Source organism: Coprobacter fastidiosus (assembly GCF_982245605.1).
Window position 1 is genome coordinate 41383 of sequence record NZ_CEVCIF010000018.1, and the last position, 20902, is coordinate 62284.

General features: G+C 39.9%; 12 protein-coding genes and 1 pseudogene. 7 read left to right on the top strand and 6 right to left on the bottom strand.

The genetic code is table 11. The features are described 5' to 3' along the window. Positions 1–55: 55 nt before the first annotated feature. A complete protein-coding gene (locus AC0UMU_RS06440) occupies positions 56–2023 on the bottom strand; it encodes an LTA synthase family protein (protein WP_009318970.1) in 1968 nt (655 codons plus the stop codon). A gap of 352 nt (positions 2024–2375) precedes the next feature. Between AC0UMU_RS06440 and AC0UMU_RS06445 the strand changes: the two genes are divergently transcribed. The 5 genes from AC0UMU_RS06445 to AC0UMU_RS06465 all read left to right on the top strand — a co-directional run bounded on the left by AC0UMU_RS06445 (position 2376) and on the right by AC0UMU_RS06465 (position 13530). Then, entirely contained in the window at positions 2376–3809 is a 1434-nt protein-coding gene (locus tag AC0UMU_RS06445; RefSeq protein WP_022600820.1) for a pectate lyase, read from the top strand. A gap of 108 nt (positions 3810–3917) precedes the next feature. After that, positions 3918–5603 carry a glycoside hydrolase family 28 protein gene (locus AC0UMU_RS06450; RefSeq protein ID WP_423767146.1) on the top strand — a complete coding sequence of 562 codons (1686 nt, stop codon included), beginning with the start codon at positions 3918–3920 and terminating at the stop codon, positions 5601–5603. A 116-nt stretch (positions 5604–5719) separates the two neighbouring features. Beyond that, positions 5720–6946 (top strand): DUF4861 domain-containing protein, encoded by a 1227-nt coding sequence (locus tag AC0UMU_RS06455; protein ID WP_187119552.1) that lies wholly within the window; start codon positions 5720–5722, stop codon positions 6944–6946. 29 nt (positions 6947–6975) lie between these two features. After that, the gene (locus tag AC0UMU_RS06460) at positions 6976–11403 is read left to right on the top strand and encodes a hybrid sensor histidine kinase/response regulator transcription factor (protein WP_278716550.1); all 4428 of its coding nucleotides are present in this window, start codon (positions 6976–6978) and stop codon (positions 11401–11403) included. Between the two features lie 150 nt (positions 11404–11553). After that, on the top strand, positions 11554–13530 hold the full coding sequence (locus AC0UMU_RS06465) for a right-handed parallel beta-helix repeat-containing protein (protein ID WP_278716551.1): 1977 nt from the start codon (positions 11554–11556) through the stop codon (positions 13528–13530). A 106-nt stretch (positions 13531–13636) separates the two neighbouring features. On the opposite strand, the gene AC0UMU_RS06470 is transcribed toward AC0UMU_RS06465, so the two are convergent. Genes AC0UMU_RS06470 through aroC form a run of 4 tightly spaced genes read right to left on the bottom strand, consistent with a single transcriptional unit; the run spans position 13637 to position 18196 of the window. Next, on the bottom strand, positions 13637–14755 hold the full coding sequence (locus AC0UMU_RS06470; RefSeq protein ID WP_278716554.1) for a DUF362 domain-containing protein: 1119 nt from the start codon (positions 14753–14755) through the stop codon (positions 13637–13639). A gap of 41 nt (positions 14756–14796) precedes the next feature. Next, the gene (gene mnmL / locus AC0UMU_RS06475; RefSeq protein WP_288641260.1) at positions 14797–15729 is read right to left on the bottom strand and encodes a tRNA modification radical SAM protein MnmL/YtqA; all 933 of its coding nucleotides are present in this window, start codon (positions 15727–15729) and stop codon (positions 14797–14799) included. A 2-nt stretch (positions 15730–15731) separates the two neighbouring features. Further along, positions 15732–17090 carry a dipeptidase gene (locus AC0UMU_RS06480; protein ID WP_278716557.1) on the bottom strand — a complete coding sequence of 453 codons (1359 nt, stop codon included), beginning with the start codon at positions 17088–17090 and terminating at the stop codon, positions 15732–15734. A gap of 29 nt (positions 17091–17119) precedes the next feature. Beyond that, on the bottom strand, positions 17120–18196 hold the full coding sequence (aroC, locus tag AC0UMU_RS06485) for a chorismate synthase (RefSeq protein ID WP_022600830.1): 1077 nt from the start codon (positions 18194–18196) through the stop codon (positions 17120–17122). Positions 18197–18465: 269 nt separating this feature from the next. Between aroC and AC0UMU_RS06490 the strand changes: the two are divergent. Together AC0UMU_RS06490 and AC0UMU_RS06495 are read left to right on the top strand one after the other, a co-directional pair. Continuing rightward, a pseudogene (locus AC0UMU_RS06490) lies at positions 18466–19155 on the top strand (YiaD family glycine zipper/OmpA-like lipoprotein). Positions 19156–19380: 225 nt separating this feature from the next. Continuing rightward, complete coding sequence (locus AC0UMU_RS06495) at positions 19381–19938, top strand: DJ-1 family glyoxalase III (RefSeq protein WP_288641257.1); 558 nt, start codon at positions 19381–19383, stop codon at positions 19936–19938. Positions 19939–20190: 252 nt separating this feature from the next. Here AC0UMU_RS06495 and AC0UMU_RS06500 read toward each other — a convergent pair. After that, the coding region (locus AC0UMU_RS06500) for a hypothetical protein (RefSeq protein ID WP_302548618.1) at positions 20191–20902 on the bottom strand (712 nt) is incomplete at its 5' end.

Below are 20902 nucleotides of genomic sequence, written 5' to 3' on the forward strand. Positions count from 1 at the left end.
GAGGCTGTCCAGATTTTCCGATGAAATAAAAAACTTTTACTATAACCGCTTTCTATCATTTCGGAACATACCCTTTATACTTTCCTGTTTCTTCATTATCAATAATAGACTGCGCTGTTTGCAGTACAGAAAAAGCATAATTTCTCAACTTATTCCGAATCGTGTCGTTTGTTACGGCACTCCCCTCCTCTCCGTCCTGAACCTTAAACAACCATTCCTGTTCGTCTCCGGGACGATATATATAAAAATAATCTCTATCCATACAGCCGACAGCATCATCCGAAGTGAAAAGAATACAAGAACGGTTTTGACGGAACAAGTCGATCCCGAACATATTATTTATATACGAGATACCCAACATTCCCAAAATTGTAGGACCGACATCTATCTGTCCGCCCAATACTTCCGACTTGCAGGGAGACTGTCCCGGTTCATATATAATCAACGGTATATGATGATAAGTCAGCGGCATATCGGATTTCGGACTTCCGACTAATTTCCCGTGATCGGCAAGAAACACAAAAATCGTATTTTCATACCAAGGCTGGCGAGATGCCTCATCCATAAATTTACGCAAAGACCAGTCGGCATATTCGACAATTTGTTCTTCTGTCTCTTTACTATGCGGCTTAAAATACGGAGGAATTATATAAGGAGGATGATTACTGATACTCAATAACGTAGCAAAAAACGGTTGTACGGAGGCCGATCGTTCGGTCAAAACAGGAATTGCATATTCATATAAAAAATCATCCTGAACCCCAAAACTGTTGACGACCTTTTCTGACGGATAATTTTCTTGCGCATAAATTTCGTCATATCCGTTCGATCGCAAAAAACCGTTCATATTATCATATTGCGACTCATGGGTCATAAAAAAAAGCGTACGGTATCCATTTTCTTGCAAAATACGAGGCAATCCCGTGTAAAAAGGAATAACAGCGCCTTTCATCAAATTCTTTTTCATCATTGCCGGATAACCGTATAAAGTAGCATATAATCCGTGATTCGTATGCGTCCCGGCAGAATAAAAACGGTCAAAACAAGTCGCCTGTCCGGCAAGACTATCCAAAAATGGAGTCAATCCTCGTTTATCGCCATAACGCTCCATGAACTTTCCGGACATAGACTCCATCAATACCAGTACGACATTCTTTCGGACAAATGACGTATCGGCATTTATTGTCCGGGCAATAGGCGATATATCCGGAAATGACTCTTCGATAGCAAGAAATTCCCGGACATTCTCGATCGCTTCTTGTTCATTCATAAGCCTCAGGCTCTTATTCTCTTTTTTTGTCGATTCTAAAGTACTACGCAACAGATTAAAAGTCGGATTTATCCCTAACTGGTTCAAAAAAGTATTATTGCAATAATATGCCGCACTCACACGAATAGGATTATACCCCATGCGTCCTCGTATGCCGAACATACAAGCCCATAAAGTCAAAGCCGTTAAAACGACGATTCCTCCGACAGATTTCCATGATCTGAAACGATTCTTCTCAAAAGAAGCGACCGTCAGTTTACGCATCCGACGTAAAAAAACAGAAAATATGGCGACTGCCACTACAAAGAAAAAGATCGGCCAACGGTATGCCGGTTCACCGAACATCATTTTCAAAGTAGTCTCTCCATATCCCATCCAATTAAATATGGATGCGTTGAGATGCTTAAAGAAATATTCGAAATAGGGTATGTCCGATGCACTGATAGCAAAAGTGATTCCGTACATAATACCCATAAATATAGTTAAGCCTCTATACAACCGAGCGCCATAATAACCAAACCATGCAGAAATGGAGGCTACAGCCAACGGCAAAAGCAAAATATAACAAGCAACGACATTATCGAACCACAATCCTCTTAAAAAAGCTTCGGACTGCAACAGATATTCCCCGCTCTCATCTCCGAGATTAGCTGTTCCCCTAAAAAACAAGATCAGCCGGAAAAGAGATAACAACAATAACCCTGCAATATGTATTGAAAACAGAAATCGAAGAGAATAAAGATAATTCTTCATAATACGTGATAATTTTGACAATTTGCTAACGAATTGCAAATGTATCTTTTTTCTATGAAATAGCAGTAATCTTCGTTAAGAGCCTATTTAAATTTTCCAATATAAAATTATATACCTGAACTTTTGGGCTCTCTTTTCAATCTGTTTCTCCGTTCCTGCACGTCATATAACCCATAGTCCTTATCAAAAACAGAAAACCTCTCTAAAAAAATGTAGGTGAAAATTCAAACAGGCTCTGAAAGGATAGCATAAGTAACAATATTTACTCTTATTCAGCTAATTTGTGCACCTTAGTTTTATAAATAGTATATAATATTGCACTCATAAAATTAGCTCTTAAATCCATAACATTATGACACATAAAATTATTTTGTCGATTTGCTTATCACTTTGCTTAAGTTTATCTATACAAGCTCAAACTCCCGCTTTCCCCGGTGCTGAAGGATATGCCCGTTATACAACTACCGGAGGCAGAGGCGGGGCTGTCTATCATGTAACTTCTCTGGCCGACACGAAAGAGCCGGGAACACTGCGTCATGCCATCGGAAAAACAGGTCCTCGTACAATTGTTTTCGACGTATCCGGAACGATAGAACTCAACGAACCTCTCAGTATCAATAAAGGGGATATTACCATCGCCGGACAGACAGCTCCGGGAGACGGTATCTGCCTGAAAAATCATTCTCTTGCGATAAAGGCCGACAATGTCATCATCCGCTTTATCCGATGCAGATTAGGCGATCAGGAAAAAGACGAGAATGATGCATTGTGGGGACGAAATCATAAAAATATTATCATAGACCATTGCAGTATGAGCTGGAGTACCGATGAGTGTTCTTCTTTTTATAACAACGAAAATTTCACTCTGCAATGGTGCATCCTAAGCGAAAGTCTGAGAACATCGATCCACGCTAAAGGAAATCACGGATACGGAGCAATATGGGGAGGCCAAAAAGCAAGTTTTCATCACAACCTTTTAGCCTGTCACGATAGTCGCAACCCCCGTTTTTGCGGAAGTCGTTATACGAACCGTCCTGATCTGGAACTTGTAGATCTCAGAAATAATGTCATTTATAACTGGGGATCGAACAGCGGTTATGCTGCAGAAGGCGGGAATTACAACATCGTAAACAACTATTATAAACCAGGACCGGCAACATTGAAAAACAGAAAACGTATTTTTTCTCCGGGTGTAGATGATGGAAAAAACAATCAACCTGCTGGCGTTACGGGAAAATTTTATGTTGACGGAAACTATATGGACGGAGCTCCCGATGTAACCAAGAATAATTGGAAAGGAATAGAACCGAAACCTAAAACTATGGACAAAGATATTTTCAAATCAGACACTGAATTTCCATTCGAAAATACGACAACCCATGATGCCCAGAAAGCTTTCCTCGCTGTTTTACGTTATGCCGGAGCATCTTATGCCAGGGATATTATAGATACACGCGTAACTAACGAGACTATGACCGGGACATTCAAATACAAAGGATCAAAAGGCAGTACAGGAGGAATTATCGACAGCCAGAATGATGTAGGAGGTTATATCACTTATCAATCGGCTCCAGCGCCTAAAGACAGTGATGGTGACGGTATCCCTGATGAATGGGAAATAGCTCACAATCTGAATCCGAATGACAAAACAGACGGGGCTAAAACCCATTCGAGCGGTTACACTTACCTGGAAATTTATTTAAACAGTTTGGTCGAAGAAATCGTGAAAGCCGGTAACAAAAACGCTATCATCTCTGTAAAAGAGATTTATCCGGTAATAAAATAACGTTTTTCATGATTATCCACCTAATAGCACAAAAAATACACGTTTATACTAAAATAAAGGAGTTGTTTTGCGATATAAATATATAACACCTTTTTAATAAATAACATGATGAACAAATTTTTCAAACCGATACTATTCGGTACTATTATTTTTTCAATGTTCACCACATCCGTTTTAGCAAAAAGTAAAGGAGTGTCATCTCAAGAACTCTATAAGAATCTCCCTTTCAAAATGGATCCGGTACAACGCCCCGTATTTCCCGATTATAAAGTTACTATAACTCAGTTCGGAGGTGTAGGAGACGGGACTACACTCAATAGCGAAGCCTTTGCCAAAGCAATAGAGGCCTTAGAAAAAAAAGGAGGCGGAACTCTTGTTATACCTCAAGGAATATGGTACACAGGACCGATCATATTGAAAAGCAACATTCATATATATCTCCAAGGAGGAGCTATAATTTTATTCAGCGACGACTTCGATTTATACCCGATCGTACATACGTCTTTCGAAGGATTGGATACACGCAGATGCCAATCGCCTATAAGTGCCAAAGGAGCTGTCAATATTGCTATAACAGGGAAAGGAACTATCGATGGAAACGGGGATGCTTGGCGTCCTGTCAAGAAATCGAAACTCACGGCAAGCCAATGGAAAGCCTTATTGCAAAAAGGCGGAGTATTGAATGACAAAAAGGATATTTGGTATCCCTCGGCAAAATCGAAACTCGGAAACGAGCGTAGTGACATGAATGTTCCTCGCGGGCTGAAAACCGACGAAGAATGGGAAGAAGTAAAAGACTTTCTTCGTCCGGTACTACTAAGTTTTATCGATTGCACAAACGTATTGTTACAAGGAGTAACCTTTCAAAATTCTCCCAGTTGGAACCTCCACCCTCTCATGTGCGAAAACGTAACGATAGAAAATCTTACCGTCCGAAACCCATGGTATTCTCAAAACGGTGACGGATTAGATATAGAGTCTTGTAAAAACACGATCGTTACGAATTGCTCTTTTGATGTCGGTGATGACGGAATCTGTATAAAATCGGGGAAAGACGCTGACGGACGCAAACGTGGAATACCTTGTGAAAACGTTATTGTCGATAATTGTGTCGTGTATCACGGACACGGAGGCTTTGTCGTAGGAAGCGAAATGTCTGGCGGTGTGAAAAACATATCGGTATCGAACTGTCAATTTCTTGGAACAGATGTCGGACTGCGCTTTAAAAGTACTCGGGGACGCGGAGGGGTCGTAGAAAATATCTTTATCAAGAACATCGACATGATCAATATCCCTACCGATGCGTTACTGTTCGATCTGTACTACGGAGGTAAATCCGCTTCTGAAGTTCTCGCCGACGGGGATGAAGTAAAAGAAGAAAGCAACATCCCTGCCGTAACCGAAGAAACTCCGGCTTTCAGAAATATTACAATTTCAAGAGTCAACTGTCAAGGTGCTCGCCGGGCGATGTATTTCAACGGACTCCCCGAAATGAACGTACAAAATGTAACTGTCAGCGATTGCAATATCACAGCACAATTGGGAGCAGAAGTTGTCGAAACTACCGGAGCAATATTCAAGAACGTAAAAATATCCCCTTCTAAAGGAGCTGCATTGACAATTAAGAACTCGAAAAATATTCTTGTAGATAATTTTTCTTGTCCGACAAAAGAAGGAGCACTTACTATCAGCGGTGAAAAGACTGAAAATATTCAGATCAAAAACTCTTCCCGGCTGGAAGCAAATGCAAAAATCGGAACTGAAGTTTCCGAAAAAGCAATTGTTTTGAAATAATAACTTCGGACAAATTACCGGAATTATCCTTTAATATCATATTATTTGTGTGTTGACAAAACCATAAGCCGAGACAAATCGTGCTTATGGTTTTACCTCAGAACCAGTTTAAATTTATGGAAACTCTTTTTAATTATCCGTCCCGACAAATTTATTACATGAAATATTTAACCGTTTTCATTTTCATATTCTCAAGTCTGTGGGTACAAGCTCAAGTAACCCGGACATGCAGAGTCCGGAACAATTCGAATGAGCAGATTTACGATGCAGCTATCGTTCTACCTGTAAAAGACAATAACGTAAAAGGAGTCACCATCTATTATAAAGGAAAAGAAATTGCATCTCAGCTCGATGATCTCGACCAAGACGGCATAGCCGATGAAATCGTTTTTCTTTCGGATTTTAAAGGTAAAGAAAAAAAGGAATTCACTATTACATTTTCTGAAAAGCCATTCCCGACAAACAGATATGCAGCCCGCGTACATGCTCAAATGTTCAAAAAAGAGAAAGATAAATCCATTACTCCGATTACGGAAGCATCTTCTCCGACCGGAACGCTCTACAAAAATCTCCATCATCACGGACCGGCATTCGAATCTGAACTAATGGCTTACCGCATCTATTTTGATAAAAAACAGACTGTGGATGTATATGGTAAATATCATAAACAATTGGAACTGGCACGTTCGCTTTGGTATCCGACAGATGAACAACTTGCCGAAGGATTCGGTGATGACATCCTGAGAGTAAGCGGAAGTACCGGAGTCGGGACACTAAAAGGTTGGAACGGGAAAAAGGCCATACATATAGAACCGGTAGATAACCGTGAAGCCCGCATCATTGCAAGCGGCCCATTAAGAACGGTAGTAGATATGAACAGCTACGGATGGCTTTACAATGGGAAAAAAATAGATTTGAAATCTCGCTATATTTTATATGCAGGACATCGCGATGCAGAAGTTTACAATACATTTACCGGAGATACTGACAGTCTTATTTTTTGCACCGGAGTACAAAAAATCAAAGACTGCGAAATGGATCAAAACGGAAAAAACAGAGTTGCCGTTTGGGGTACGGATTTCCCTGTAAACGATACAATAAAATACGGGAAACAGACTCTCGGCTTAGCGGTAGATCTTCGAAAAGCAAAATGCATCAAACCCGCTGAAGACAAAGCGAATTATTTATACTTGGTCGAACCGGACAATAACAATCAAATAAACTATCGCATAACCGTATGTTCACACAAAGAAACTTTCGGATATCACAATTCAAAGGATTTTTTCAAATATGTCCGAATTTGGGCTTCCCGGCCTTGCAATTTGTTAGAAATAAATTATTAAATTTGTTTCGAAACCAATTATAAAGAGCCTTGAAACTTAAATTTACTATCATCCTAACACTATTATGCTGTATTAAAGGGCTATCATACGCCCAGCCAAAGTGCAGTTTCGCTCATTATGCTCCTGACGACGGACTATCCGGAAAAACGGTTATGAGTATTACTCAAGACAAAAAGGGGTTCATGTGGTTCGGGACATGGAATGGGTTAAGCAAATTCGACGGGTATCGGTTTAAAACTTATAAATCCACGCCTTCTGATCCTGAAAGCCTGATAAACAACCGGGTAGACTTGATTATTGAAGATAGTTACCAATACATTTGGGTACTCTCCTATGACGGTCAGGTACACCGATTTGATCCCCGCTCAGAAAAATTCAACAATATTCCGATAAATGCCCATGAAAGGAGCAATCGCGGAAAAGGGATTACACATATTCAACATGCCGGAGAAGGAAAGATGTGGTTATTATCCGATACCGAAGGCTGTTTCAGAATCGAAACCGATCCTGAAACGCACAATCTAACCAGCCATTGGTATTCTACAAAAAATAAAAAACTGCCGAGTGACATCGTAAACAAAATTTATACTGATCCTCAGAAAAACAGTTGGATCATGACAAAGCAAGGTATGATTTCGGTAGATTCCGTAGGAAATTCGTATCCTGTACGTTATCCTTCATCTGTACATCAACCGATTATATACGATGCTTTATACAGTGGAGGACACATGTGGTTTTCTTCTTCTTCCGGGCAAATATTCAGGCAAAGCGACAACGGAATATCAGAACTGATTCAACTTCCGACCGAAGACATAATCTGTTCCATAAAACAACTTAAAAACAAACAGCTTCTTTTTCTTACCGAACGAGACGGATTTTTTATCTATGACATAACGACCCGACAAATATCCCATGTAAAACAAGACACATTTCCGTTACAAGCCCGTCATCAGCAAATGATTTCGGCTTTTATAGATTCCCATAACGAAATATGGTTACTACTTTCCGAAACCGGTGTTTTGCATCATAATCTCAAAAACGGTACTACCGATTATTTCTGGCTAAAAGGAGATGTCATTAATCCCTACTCATACCCCCCTACACCTTTTATTTCAGAAGATTGCAAAGGCAGATTATGGATACGCCCGTCCGGAGGTGCATTCTCTTATTACGACAGACAAGAAAACAAACTAAAATATTTTTATAATGCACCGGAAGACCCAGCAAGAAAATTTTCGAATATCCTGCACACTGCCTTCTCAGACCGCCAAGGAAACCTTTGGTTGTGCACACACTCGAAAGGCCTTGAAAAAATAAGCTTTGTAGAAACTCCCGTTGAAATACTCCGACCGAACACTTCGGCAAACTCTTTCTCTGTAAACGAAGTGAGATTTCTATTCAAAGACGATCAAAATAATCTATGGGTAGCGACAAAAGAAGGCTCGTTATACCTGTATGACCGCAACTACTCCCCCATAGGCAAATTATTAGATAACGGAAAAATAGGTAACGGCACCCCGTTCAAAGGAATCGTTTACTGTATTTTTCAAGATAAAGATAAAAATATCTGGTTAGGGACAAAAGGCAACGGTCTTTATAAGTTAACCGGAAAAGATATTCATTCCGGATTTCGTATGGTAAATTTCAAACACGATCGGAAAAACCCCTTCAGCCTGAGCCATAATAATGTATATTGCGTCACACAAGATACAGAAGGACGGATATGGATAGCCACTTATGGTGGCGGTATCAATTATATCGATACCGCCAATGGCAAAACACGATTTATCCATCCGGGAAATCAATTGAAAAACTATCCGATGACCTCCTGTTTCCGTACACGTCATATCTGCTGCGATAAAAACGGTAATATGTTTGTCGGAACAACAGGCGGGCTTCTCTGTTTCTCTACACATTTCACGTCTCCGGAATCCCTTGAATTCAACCATTTGCGGCAAGACAATATGTCGAAAGACGGCCTTACGGCCAATGATGTACATTACATTTATCCAGCATCGGATAACACAATTTATATCGGTACTTTCGGAGGCGGACTGCTGAAAATAGCACCACCATATCAATGGAATGAGCGTTTCAAATTTGAAAATTATATTTCTCAAGCTCCTCAACCGAGCGACATCGTGTACAGCATTACCGAAGATAGCCGAGGGTATATATGGATGGGAACAGAAAGCACCATTACCAAATTTAAACCGAAAGAAAATACTTTTGAGAACTATGGCATCGAGTCGGGAATTGACGTCCGTTATTTTTCAGAAGCGACAATCTGCAAAATGGGTAAAGATATTCTTCTCGGCAGTGATGACGGAATTTATATCTTCTCGCCCGAGAAACTAAAAAAACAAGATTACTTTTCGCCTTTGACATTCAGCCGTTTTCTTTTGTTCGGGAGAGAAGTAGATCCGACAACAGAAGACTCCCCGTTAAAGGAACTTTTAGATGATCAGGAAGAAATGACACTGACGCACAAACAATCCGATTTCAGTATAGAGTTCTCAACCTTGGATTTCAGAGATCCTTCATTGATTCATTACGCATATAAATTAGAAGGATTTGATAAAAATTGGACATACGCAAATAACCAACGGACTGCAACTTATACCAATTTGTCCAAAGGAGAATATACCTTTCGTGTAAAATCAACAAATAGCGACGGAAAATGGATCGATAACGAAAGAGAACTTAAAATAAAGGTTTTACCGTCATTTTGGAACAGCACAGCCGGATATATATTTTATATCATAGTATTGCTTCTTATTATGGGAACAGTCATGTATGTGCTGTTCACCATATATCGGTTGAAACACGAAGTGCAGATGGAACACACTCTGACCCAAATGAAGCTTCGCTTTTTTACGGATATTTCTCACGAACTCCGCACCCCTCTGACATTAATTGCCGGACCGGTAGATTATATTTTACATAATGAAAAAGTAAATCCCGAAGTCAAAGAACAGCTCCAATTAGTAGAGCGGAATACAAATCGTATGCTTAGGCTGATCAATGAAATCCTGGATTTCAGGAAAATTCAAAACAAAAAAATGCGTCTAAGCGTAGAAGAAATTAATTTCGGGGTTGAAGTACAACGAATCTGTGAAAATTTTTATCCGTTAGCAGAAGAACGTCACATCCATTTCTCTGTCGAAGATCATTCGCACGGGGCGATTTTATGGGCTGATAAAGAAAAACTCGAAACGATCCTGAGCAATTTGCTTTCGAATGCCTTCAAATTTACATTCTCGAATAAATCTATTACGGTCAAGACCTCTGAAACAAATGATAACTTAATCCTTCAAGTTTCGGACGAAGGTATAGGGATCAATAAAGATAAAATCAATTCGATTTTCGACAGATTTTCCAGTTCCGAAAAACAAAATCTCTCTAAGCAGCCGGGAACAGGAGTAGGCATGCACTTAACAAAAGAACTGATCAATATGCATGGCGCTACCATACAGGTAAAAAGCATTGAAGGTAAAGGCAGTACATTTACTGTAACTTTCAGAAAAGGATACAGGCATTTCGGGAACGAAGCCGATTTAATCAAAAAAGAACTGACAACCGAAACAACAGATAAGGAAACTAAAAATATTCAAGAAAATATCGGATATACGGACAATGCAGGAAATCCGATGCAAGAATCTACCGGAAAACCAGTTATGCTGGTCGTTGAGGATAACACCGACTTGCAAGAATTTCTTCGCACCATCCTATGTTCCGAATATGAAGTTCATAAAGCCATAAATGGTGCAGATGCTTTGAACCGGCTAAGCAATTTACAACCGGATATTGTTATTTCGGATGTTATGATGCCCGAAATGGATGGAATAGAGTTTACCCGGAAACTCAAAGAAGACATTAATACGAGCCATATTCCTGTAATTTTGCTCACAGCAAAATCATCGCTTGAGAATCAAATGGAGGGTTTGGAAAACGGAGCAGACGATTATATCACCAAACCGTTTAGCGCAACTTATCTGAAAGCCAAAATCGAGAACATTTTGCGAGCACGTAAAAAACTTCAGGAATACTACGCTTCTCACTCTACCGATAACAAAAATTCTGAAACAAAAAGTCCCGATCAACCGGTACTGAACTCCCGCGATCAAAAATTCATTGATACAATTACCGTCGTGTTGGAAAAGGAACTCGATAACAGCGACTTCACAATCGATGAATTAGTATCACAAGTAGGGTTGGGAAGAACTGTCTTCTTCAAAAAGCTGAAGGCGCTTACCGGTCTTTCCCCCGTAGAGTATATAAGAGAATTTCGCTTGACAAGAGCTACCGAACTGATTTGTAACGATGAATACAACATTTCTCAAATATCTTATATGGTAGGGATCAGCGATCCTCGCTATTTCAGTCGGTGTTTTAAACAAAAGTACGGAATGACTCCTACTGAATATAAAGATAAGATACAAGGAAAAAACAAGTAAATAAAAAACAAAAAACTCTCACATCAGGGAGTTTTTGTTTTTATTATTCCGAATGTATCAAATATTCCACCGTTTATACCGAAAAATACGCTCTTTTATCTCCTATGTGATATAATATTGCATTTAGAAAATACCTAAATAAACAAAATCATGCGGAAAATTTTATTTTTAGCGTTCCAATTCTTGATTTTACACGTTTCTGCAACAACGTATTATGTGTCGACAAATGGAAAACCGGAGGGCGACGGAAGCAAAGAGAACCCCTACAACATAACGACTGCCGTAAAAAAAGCAAATCCGGGAGACGTTATCTATCTTGCCGGAGGGATTTATTCTCTATCGGAAACCGTTAAAATAAGTAGAAACGGAACAACCTCTTCTCCAATCAAGATGCAACCCGAGCCGGAAACTGGACGTCCGGTTCTGGACTTCAGCGGACAACCTCGCTTCGATAGTAATGCCCGGGGAATTCAATTGTCGGGAGATTATTGGCACATTACAGGATTGGATATTATTAAAGCCGGTGACAATGGACTTTATATCGATGGGGGAAACTACAACACAATAGAATTTTGCAGGTTCAGTGAAAACGGAGATACCGGATTACAAATCGGAGGAGGTGCGACATATAATCTTATCCTGAACTGCGATTCATATTATAATGCAGATAAAAATATGGGAAATGCAGATGGTTTTGCCTGTAAAACAAGTGCCGGAACAGGTAACATATTCAGATATTGCCGTGCATGGATGAACTCTGATGACGGATATGACGGATATTTAAAAGACAGCAACGACATCACTACGACTTACGAAGGCTGTTATGCTTTTATGAACGGAATATTGCAAGACGGAACTGCGGCTGGAGACGGTAATGGCTTTAAAATGGGAGGATGCGATGCCGATGCTTTACGCTCGCATAATGCCATATTAAAAAATTGCGTAGCGGCCAAAAATAAAAAAAACGGTTTTGACCGGAATAGCAATATAGGTAGTATGACTCTATATAATTGTACATCCTATGCTAATGAAGGAAACGACTATATTTTCGTAGCAGCCAAAGAAAAACAGCAAGATCTGGCTGAAGGGAAAAAAATAACGATAAAAAATTGCATTTCAGTATCGAATACGACACCGAATATAAGCTGTCGTACAGATCAGATAGATATGAGTCATAACACATGGGACGAAAATCTGAATTGCAACACAGATGATTTTGTAAGCCTGAACATAAATCAATATTTGGCAGATCGTGACGAAAACGGGAATTTACCGGATTTCACCTGTCTGCATTTGAAATCGACCAGTTCGCTCATCGACAAAGGCATCGTCATTACTGGTATTTCCTATAACGGTAATGCCCCCGATTTAGGCGCATACGAATATCAACCGGGAGATATAGATATCGATCCGTCCGACCCTCTCGAAGATTATACGGTAAACTTCAGTACGATTCCGGGAATCTTTTCGGCCGAGACAGTAACAGGAGGAACTACCGGAACACAGCACGGAATTACCATAGGAGGAACTGGCAGTAAATCGGGAAGTTTTATTCCATCACAAGCAGCAAACGCACCAGGATCTTCCGGAGCTGTCAAATTAGACGGCAACGGCTCTTATGTACAATTCCCCAAACAACCTAAAGTAAAACAAGTAATATGCCATGTTGCGGCATCAGGTATCAATATCAATCCCCGTTCCCTATCATTGCAAAGTTCTATAGACGGCATAAATTTTTCCGACGTTCCAGGAGGATTGTTGGAAGTAACTAACGATGCAACAGGAAAAACAATCTGCATCGATTTCGACGGAACAAAAGACCTGTTTTTTCGCCTTATTTCCAAATCTTCGGGATGGAATATATATGATTTTATCGTAAAACCTGATAACATGACCACCGGTGTTCCCGAAACGGAAGTAACCGATATAACGAATATTCATTTAACCGGGAACATTCTATATCTTCCTGAAAACAAATCCGTTACTATATATAATATATCTGGAAAACTTTGTTTTCAAAATAAAAACACGACAACAATCGATTTTTCAACTCAGAATAGAGGATATTATATCGTTCGGGTAAAAGATATGAAAGGGAATATTATTATTGCAAAAATAATGTACTAAATTGCTTAATAACTAATCATTTTTACGAGAAAGGCTGTCTCCGAATAAGAAAAGAGACAGCCTTATGTGTAATCGAATATTTTCTTTATCGGTCAGAATTTTGTATTTATACCTTTATCAGTTCATAATCACGTGTACCCAAACCGATTTTTTCGGCATGCTCCAATCCTGCCCGCCAATTGGTATCCGGATGCAGACAGGCAAATTTATCTACATCTTCAAGATGTTCATGCGGATATTCTTCTGCTAAACGACTGCCCGGAATCAACGGAGCATTCATTACCAAATCGGCACAAGCCATATCCAAAGCAACCGGATCAAGAGATGCAGCCATACCTAGATCGGGAACAATAGCCGCATCATTATGATTCCAACAATCGCATTCAGGCGATACGTTCATAATAAAACTGATATGAAACTGAGGTTTATCTTGCAATACGGCCAAAGAATATTCGGCAATCTTATAGTTCAGCCGTTCCGAAGTATCACCTTCACCCAACTGTGCGGCATCATATTGGCACAAGGCTACACATTGCCCGCATCCGACACATTTTCCATAATCGATTTGAGCGATATGACGATCATTTAGGTGTATCGCATCATGAGCACAATGTTTTACGCAAATATTGCAACCCTTACAATTTGCTTCCTCTATTCTGGGTGATGAAGCAGAATGCAGCTCCAGCTTTCCTCCGACACTGGCACAACCCATTCCGAGATTCTTCAAAGCACCTCCGAACCCGGCTTGTTCGTGACCTTTAAAATGATTCATTGTCACGATCACGTCTGCATCAGCAATTGCCGTTCCTATTTTTGCAGTCCGACAATATTCCTGATTTATTTCGATCTCCTTATAATCAGTTCCTTTCAGTCCGTCTCCGATAATTACATCACACTGCGCCGAGATAGGATTGAAACCATTCTCCATAGCACTGCGTAAATGATCGACCGCATTGGAACGACGTCCCGAATAAAGGGTATTACAATCGGTCAAAAAAGGTTTCGCTCCTAAACTTCTTAACAAATTAGCCATACGAGCTGCATAATTCGGACGGATATAAGCTAAATTACCCGGTTCGCCAAAATGAATTTTTATTGCAGTAAACGGATTCGAAAAATCCAATCCTGCAATACCTGCCCTACGGCAAAGACGTTCCATCTTGTCCAACAAATTACTGGACGGTGTCGTGTGCAGATCGGTAAAAAAAACTTTAGACTTTTCCATATCGATAAATTTATAACTGCAAAAATACAATTTCAAATATATTACAGTACAGACGGAACATACATTTTCCCCTGTCTACTATTCCTCTGCAACATACGTTTCAATAAACGAGCAGTGAATTCATGATTTTTTAATCCCCATTTCGGAGCTATCAACAAATCATCGGGAGACTGGGAAACAAAACGTTCGACTGTAATATCCGGTCTCAGATGTTCGATAAAATCAATCACCAAATCGATATATTCATCGACATCGAACAGGTGAAATTCTTCAGGATTCTCCACCTGCTCGTACGCCATACGGGTATTGCGGATCAGTTGCAACTGATGTAATTTCAATGTCGACAATGGCAACTGAGACAATCTTTCTGCATGAGAAATAATCATTTCCCGATCTTCTCCCGGAAGTCCCAAAATCATGTGAGCTCCGGCTAAAACTCCGGCATTTGCCGTACGCATTACCGCATCCGCAGAATCGGAAAAAGTATGTCCCCGGTTTATTCTTCTCAACGTCTCGTCGCATGTCGATTCTATGCCATACTCGACCAAGACAAAATATTTTTTCGACAGCTCCGATAAATAGGAAAGAAGTCGATCCGACATACAATCGGGACGTGTACCGATAATCAACCCCACAACACCATGAACGCTCAAAGCCTCTTCATACTTACCCTGCAACGATCGCAAATCTCCGTAAGTATTGGTGTAGGCCTGAAAATAGGCTAAATATTCCATATCGGGATACTTGCGCCCGAAAAAACCGATTCCTTCCTGCAGTTGCTCGGTAATAGACTTGTCGGTATGGCAATATTCAGGACTGAAAGTCTGATTATTGCAATAGGTACACCCCCCTTTTCCTTTTGTCCCATCTCTATTCGGACAGGTAAATCCGGCATTTATAGAAATTTTCTGAACTTTACCTCGAAAATATTTTTTCAGAAATACCCCGAAATCGGCATAAGGTTTATCATCCATTCTTATCTTCCGTACTCCCTATAAAATCCGACAATCGCTTCTATCCCTTTGTCCATAATATCTATCGGCATATTTTCATTCGGTGAATGCGTCGCATCCGACTCCAGACCGAAACCCATAAGAATAGATTTTACTCCTAAAACTTTCTCGAAAGCTGCGATAATAGGAATGCTCCCCCCCCGACGAACAGCCAAAGGTTTCTTCCCGAAAGCATCCTCATAGCCTTTTTCCGCAGCTTTATATGCCGGAAGATCTATCGGGCATACATACCCTTCTCCCCCATGCATCGGTGTCACTTTTACCCGTACATAATCAGGAGCAATACGATTGATATAATCGATAAACATTCCTGATATTTTTTCATGTTCCTGATGCGGAACCAGACGACACGAAACTTTAGCATAAGCCTTAGATGGAAGAACCGTTTTCGACCCTTCTCCCGTGAAGCCGCCCCAAATTCCGCAAACATCGAATGTCGGACGAATCGCCGTACGCTCCAGCGTCGAATACCCTTTCTCTCCGAAAAGAGCTTTTACATCCAATGATTCACGATATTTATCTTCACTATAAGGAACGGCAGCCAACATCTCCCGTTCCCGAGCAGAAACTTCTTCTACGTCATCATAGAAACCGGGAATCGTAATATGTCCGTCATTATCGGTAATTCCGGCGATCATTTTACACAAAACATTTATAGGATTTGCCACCGCACCTCCGAAAATACCTGAATGTAAATCCCGATTAGGTCCGGTCACTTCTATTTCCCAATATGCCAATCCCCTCAAACCGGTAGTAATAGAAGGGACATCCGCTCCCACCATACTCGTATCGGAAACCAAAATTATATCCGATTTCAAAAGGTCTTTATGAGCAAGGCAAAAATCTTCAAGCCCGGGAGAACCGATCTCCTCTCCGCCTTCAAACAAAAACTTAACATTGCATTTCAACAGCTTCTCCCGCAAAGCAATCTCAAATGCCTTGACTTGCAAAAACGATTGACCTTTATCATCGTCAGCCCCCCTCGCCCACAAACGTCCGTCCTGAATTACGGGTTCAAAAGGATCGGTATTCCACAACTCCAAAGGCTCGACAGGCATCACATCATAATGCCCATAAACCAAAACCGTAGGAGCTGACGGATCGATAACTTTAGAAGCAAATACTACCGGATTTGCTGAAGTCGGCATCACCTCTGCCATATCGACACCGGTCTCCAGCAATAAATTTTTCCAGCGCAAAGCGCACTCTTGCATATCGTTCTTATGTGAAGGATCTGAACTTATAGAAGGTATTCTGATCAAAGAAAACAACTCCTCCTGAAACCGTCCGCGATTTTTCTCAATATATTCTTTTACATTCATACTTTCAAATCTTTATTTTTCAAATACATTCAATCCATATGTCTCGTTTTATTTAACAAATAATGATCGAGAATAACCATTGCCGCCATAGATTCGACGATAGGAACTGCCCGAGGCAATACACAAGGGTCATGACGTCCTTTTGCCTTCAGATTTATCTCATTGCCGGCATAATCCAGTGTTCGGATATCACGCAAAATAGTAGCAATAGGTTTGAATGCAACTCTGAAATAGATATCTTCTCCATTGGAAATTCCTCCTTGTATTCCTCCCGAATGATTTGTCATTGTAGAAACTTTACCGTCCTTTTTTATAAACACATCATTCATTTCAGATCCGCGATACTGAACACCATCGAATCCCATACCATATTCGAAACCTTTTACCGCATTAATGCTCAACATGGCATTACCCAAATCGGCATGTAATTTATTAAACACCGGATCACCCAATCCCACCGGGACGTTCTTAATGACACAGGTAATGACCCCACCAATCGTATCCCCTTCGGACTTGACATCTGCAATCAATTCTATCATCTTTTCTGCCGTATCGGCATCAGGGCAACGTACGATATTCGATTCTATCTTATTCAAATCATAATGAGTATAATCCTTAGGCAATTTGATCGGTCCTACCTGAGAGGTAAATGCCCTGATATCGACAGAAAGTTTTCTTAATGCCAACTTTGCCAAAGCCCCGGCGACACATCGGGCAATCGTCTCTCTTGCCGAAGAACGACCGCCTCCTCGATGATCCCGGTATCCGTATTTCTGCTGATATGTATAATCTGCATGGGACGGACGATAGGCTTCTCTTAAATTATCGTAATCACTGGAATGCTGATTTTCATTATACACGACAAAGCCGATAGGTGTTCCTGTAGAATATCCGTTAAATATGCCTGAAAGAAACTCTACCTTATCTCCTTCTTTTCTCGGAGTAACAATCGAAGACTGTCCGGGACGACGACGGTTCAACTCTTTCTGTATAAAATCCATATCGATCTCAACTCCTGCAGGCATCCCATCGATAACGCCTCCTACTCCTTTTCCATGAGACTCACCGAATGAAGTAAGCCTGAATATTGTTCCGAAACTATTCATCGTCTAAATATATTACTAAAATATATGCAAGTAAAGATACGACTTTTTCCTGAATAGAAAAACATGAAATTAAACTTATCTAACGGTAAAATCTTCCCGATTTTTTTATTACTCTGATAAAAACGGTACTATTTAGAACTTTAAATTTTCCAATAAAAAAATCTTTTTATTTCTATAAAAAAGAAGAATGAAACAAAGTACAATAACTAAAAAAATACCTACATTTGTAATCAAGATTTTAATCTTTTATCAATAAAAAACAGAGAAAAATGAAAAACCTGAAATTTACAGCGCTGTTTTTAGCTGCGATCATGATGCTCGCCAGTTGAGGTACAATGAATAATACAGGTAAGGGTGCTCTCATTGGCGGGGGTGGCGGTGCTGCTTTAGGTGCCGGAATCGGTGCTCTTATAGGAAAAGGTAAAGGTGCGGCAATCGGTGCTGCCGTGGGTGCTGCGGTAGGTAGCGGCGCAGGAGCTCTTATCGGGAAAAAGATGGATAAGCAAAAAGCCGAACTGGAAAAAATAGAAAATGCTCAAGTTTCTACCGTAACAGACCAAAACGGACTTCAAGCTATTAAAGTGACTTTTGACAACGGTATTCTATTTAAATTGAACAGTTCAACTTTGAATGCAGTTTCAAAAACAGCATTGTCTCAATTTGCCGCATCTCTAAAAAATACTCCGGAAACTGATATTACAATATGGGGACATACCGACAATACCGGGACTTTAGCCGTAAACGAAAGGATTTCCGCTCAAAGAGCTGAGGCTGTTGCCGACTTTCTCGTACAAAATGGTATTCCCAGAAGCAGAATGACTACAGCCGGCAAAGCATACCACGAACCTGTCGCCAGCAACGATACTGAAGCAGGACGTGCACAGAACCGTCGGGTGGATATCTATATCACAGCAAACGAAAATATGATTAAACAAGCCGAACAAGGGACTCTACAATAAAAACAGTTCTTTAAAAATTTTGAAACGCCTCCGAAAATTTAAGAGAAAATTTTCGGAGGCGTTTCCATATAAAGAAAAATTTTGCCGATTCTCACAATCCCGAAAGTCAACCGGAATAAATTGTTGTTAAAAAAAATTTTCATCGAATTTAATTTTCAAAATCCCAAAATCTTTATTGTATATTTGTTATATTCATTAAAATACAAGAATTAATTCAATACGACTATGAAAGTATCTTATCTCTTATTAGCAGAAGGTTTTGAAGAAATCGAAGCTCTTGCTACTACAGACATGTTACGCCGGGCCGGTATGGAAATAAAAACAGTATCTATCTCTCCGAAATTAGAAGTCAAAGGTGCCCATGACATCATTGTCCGTGCAGATATGACTTTCGATACACAAACTATATCTGACGCACAATGGATCATATTACCCGGAGGATTGCCCGGCGCAAAACATCTTGAAGAGTATGCACCACTGATCGAAATGCTGAAAAAAAGGGCAGCTTCAGGAGAAAATATCGCTGCAATTTGCGCGGCACCGGCTCTCGTTCTCGGGAAGAACGGAATTTTGAAAGGTAAACGGGCCACTTGCTATCCGGGATTCGAACAATTTCTCACCGAAGCTACTTACACAGCTCAACCGATCGAAATAGACGGAAACATTATTACCGGAAACGGCCCGGCTTCTACGATAAAATTTGCTGCAAAAATTATCGAAAACACATTGGGCAAAGAAACCGCCGACTCTGTTTTAAAAGGAATGATGACAGAAAACGCATAGTAAAAATTTACAAAAAATGCCGACAAGATATTTTGTGAGGATTGTCGGCATTTCTATTTCCCCGACTTTATAAACTTTCTCTGTTCTCATCTGAATTTTACTCGGGTTAGATTTGAAAGTTTCTTTCGAGGATGTTTTTCTGTTTTTATAAGAAGGATAACGGACTATCCGACGAATGAAAACGGGAAAACAGACTGAAAGGAAACACAAAAATGGCCTGATTATATTATTATTAGAAATCCACACAGGCTCTTAATCAACAAAGAAACTTTTATCCTTAATTTTATTTTTTATTATCTCTATCAAATCTTTGTTTGTACAATCCATAAAATCCATAAAGGGACAGATACTCTCAACATTAACCATACACCAGTCCCCGATAAACTGGATATAATTATTTTCATCTACGATCAACTTAAATCCCAATTCCGTATCAGAGTTTCTTAATGTTGTCACTGCCAACTCACTAAATTTCCCATCATAGCTTTTATTTCCGCAACATAAGCGCATTTTACCTTTTCTACTAAGACTGATCGATGCAGGTTCATTCACTTCTTGTAATTTACCTTCAGCATCAGCGACTTTATAATATTTGAAATAAAGCATATAATCGTACTCCGAAGCAACATCGTATATATCGGTCGTGTTATAAATCACCTCCCATTCGCCATTTTTAGAAATATAAAACTTATTGTGCTTTTTCTTTGGAACACAAAGAGAACATTTCGAATTATTTATATAGTAATAATTTTCGTCTTCGTCATATTTCATATAAGAAGCCCATACCCCATCCTCAGATTGAGGACGGTATTCTGCCCAATTATTCCCGTCTTTTACAAAATACCCTCCTTCGTAGCAATATATTTGACGCCCGTTTGCTTTAAAATAGCTATAAATCTCTTTTGTATAATAAATCACCTCCCATTCGCCATTTTTAGAAATATAAAACTTATTGTGCTTTTTC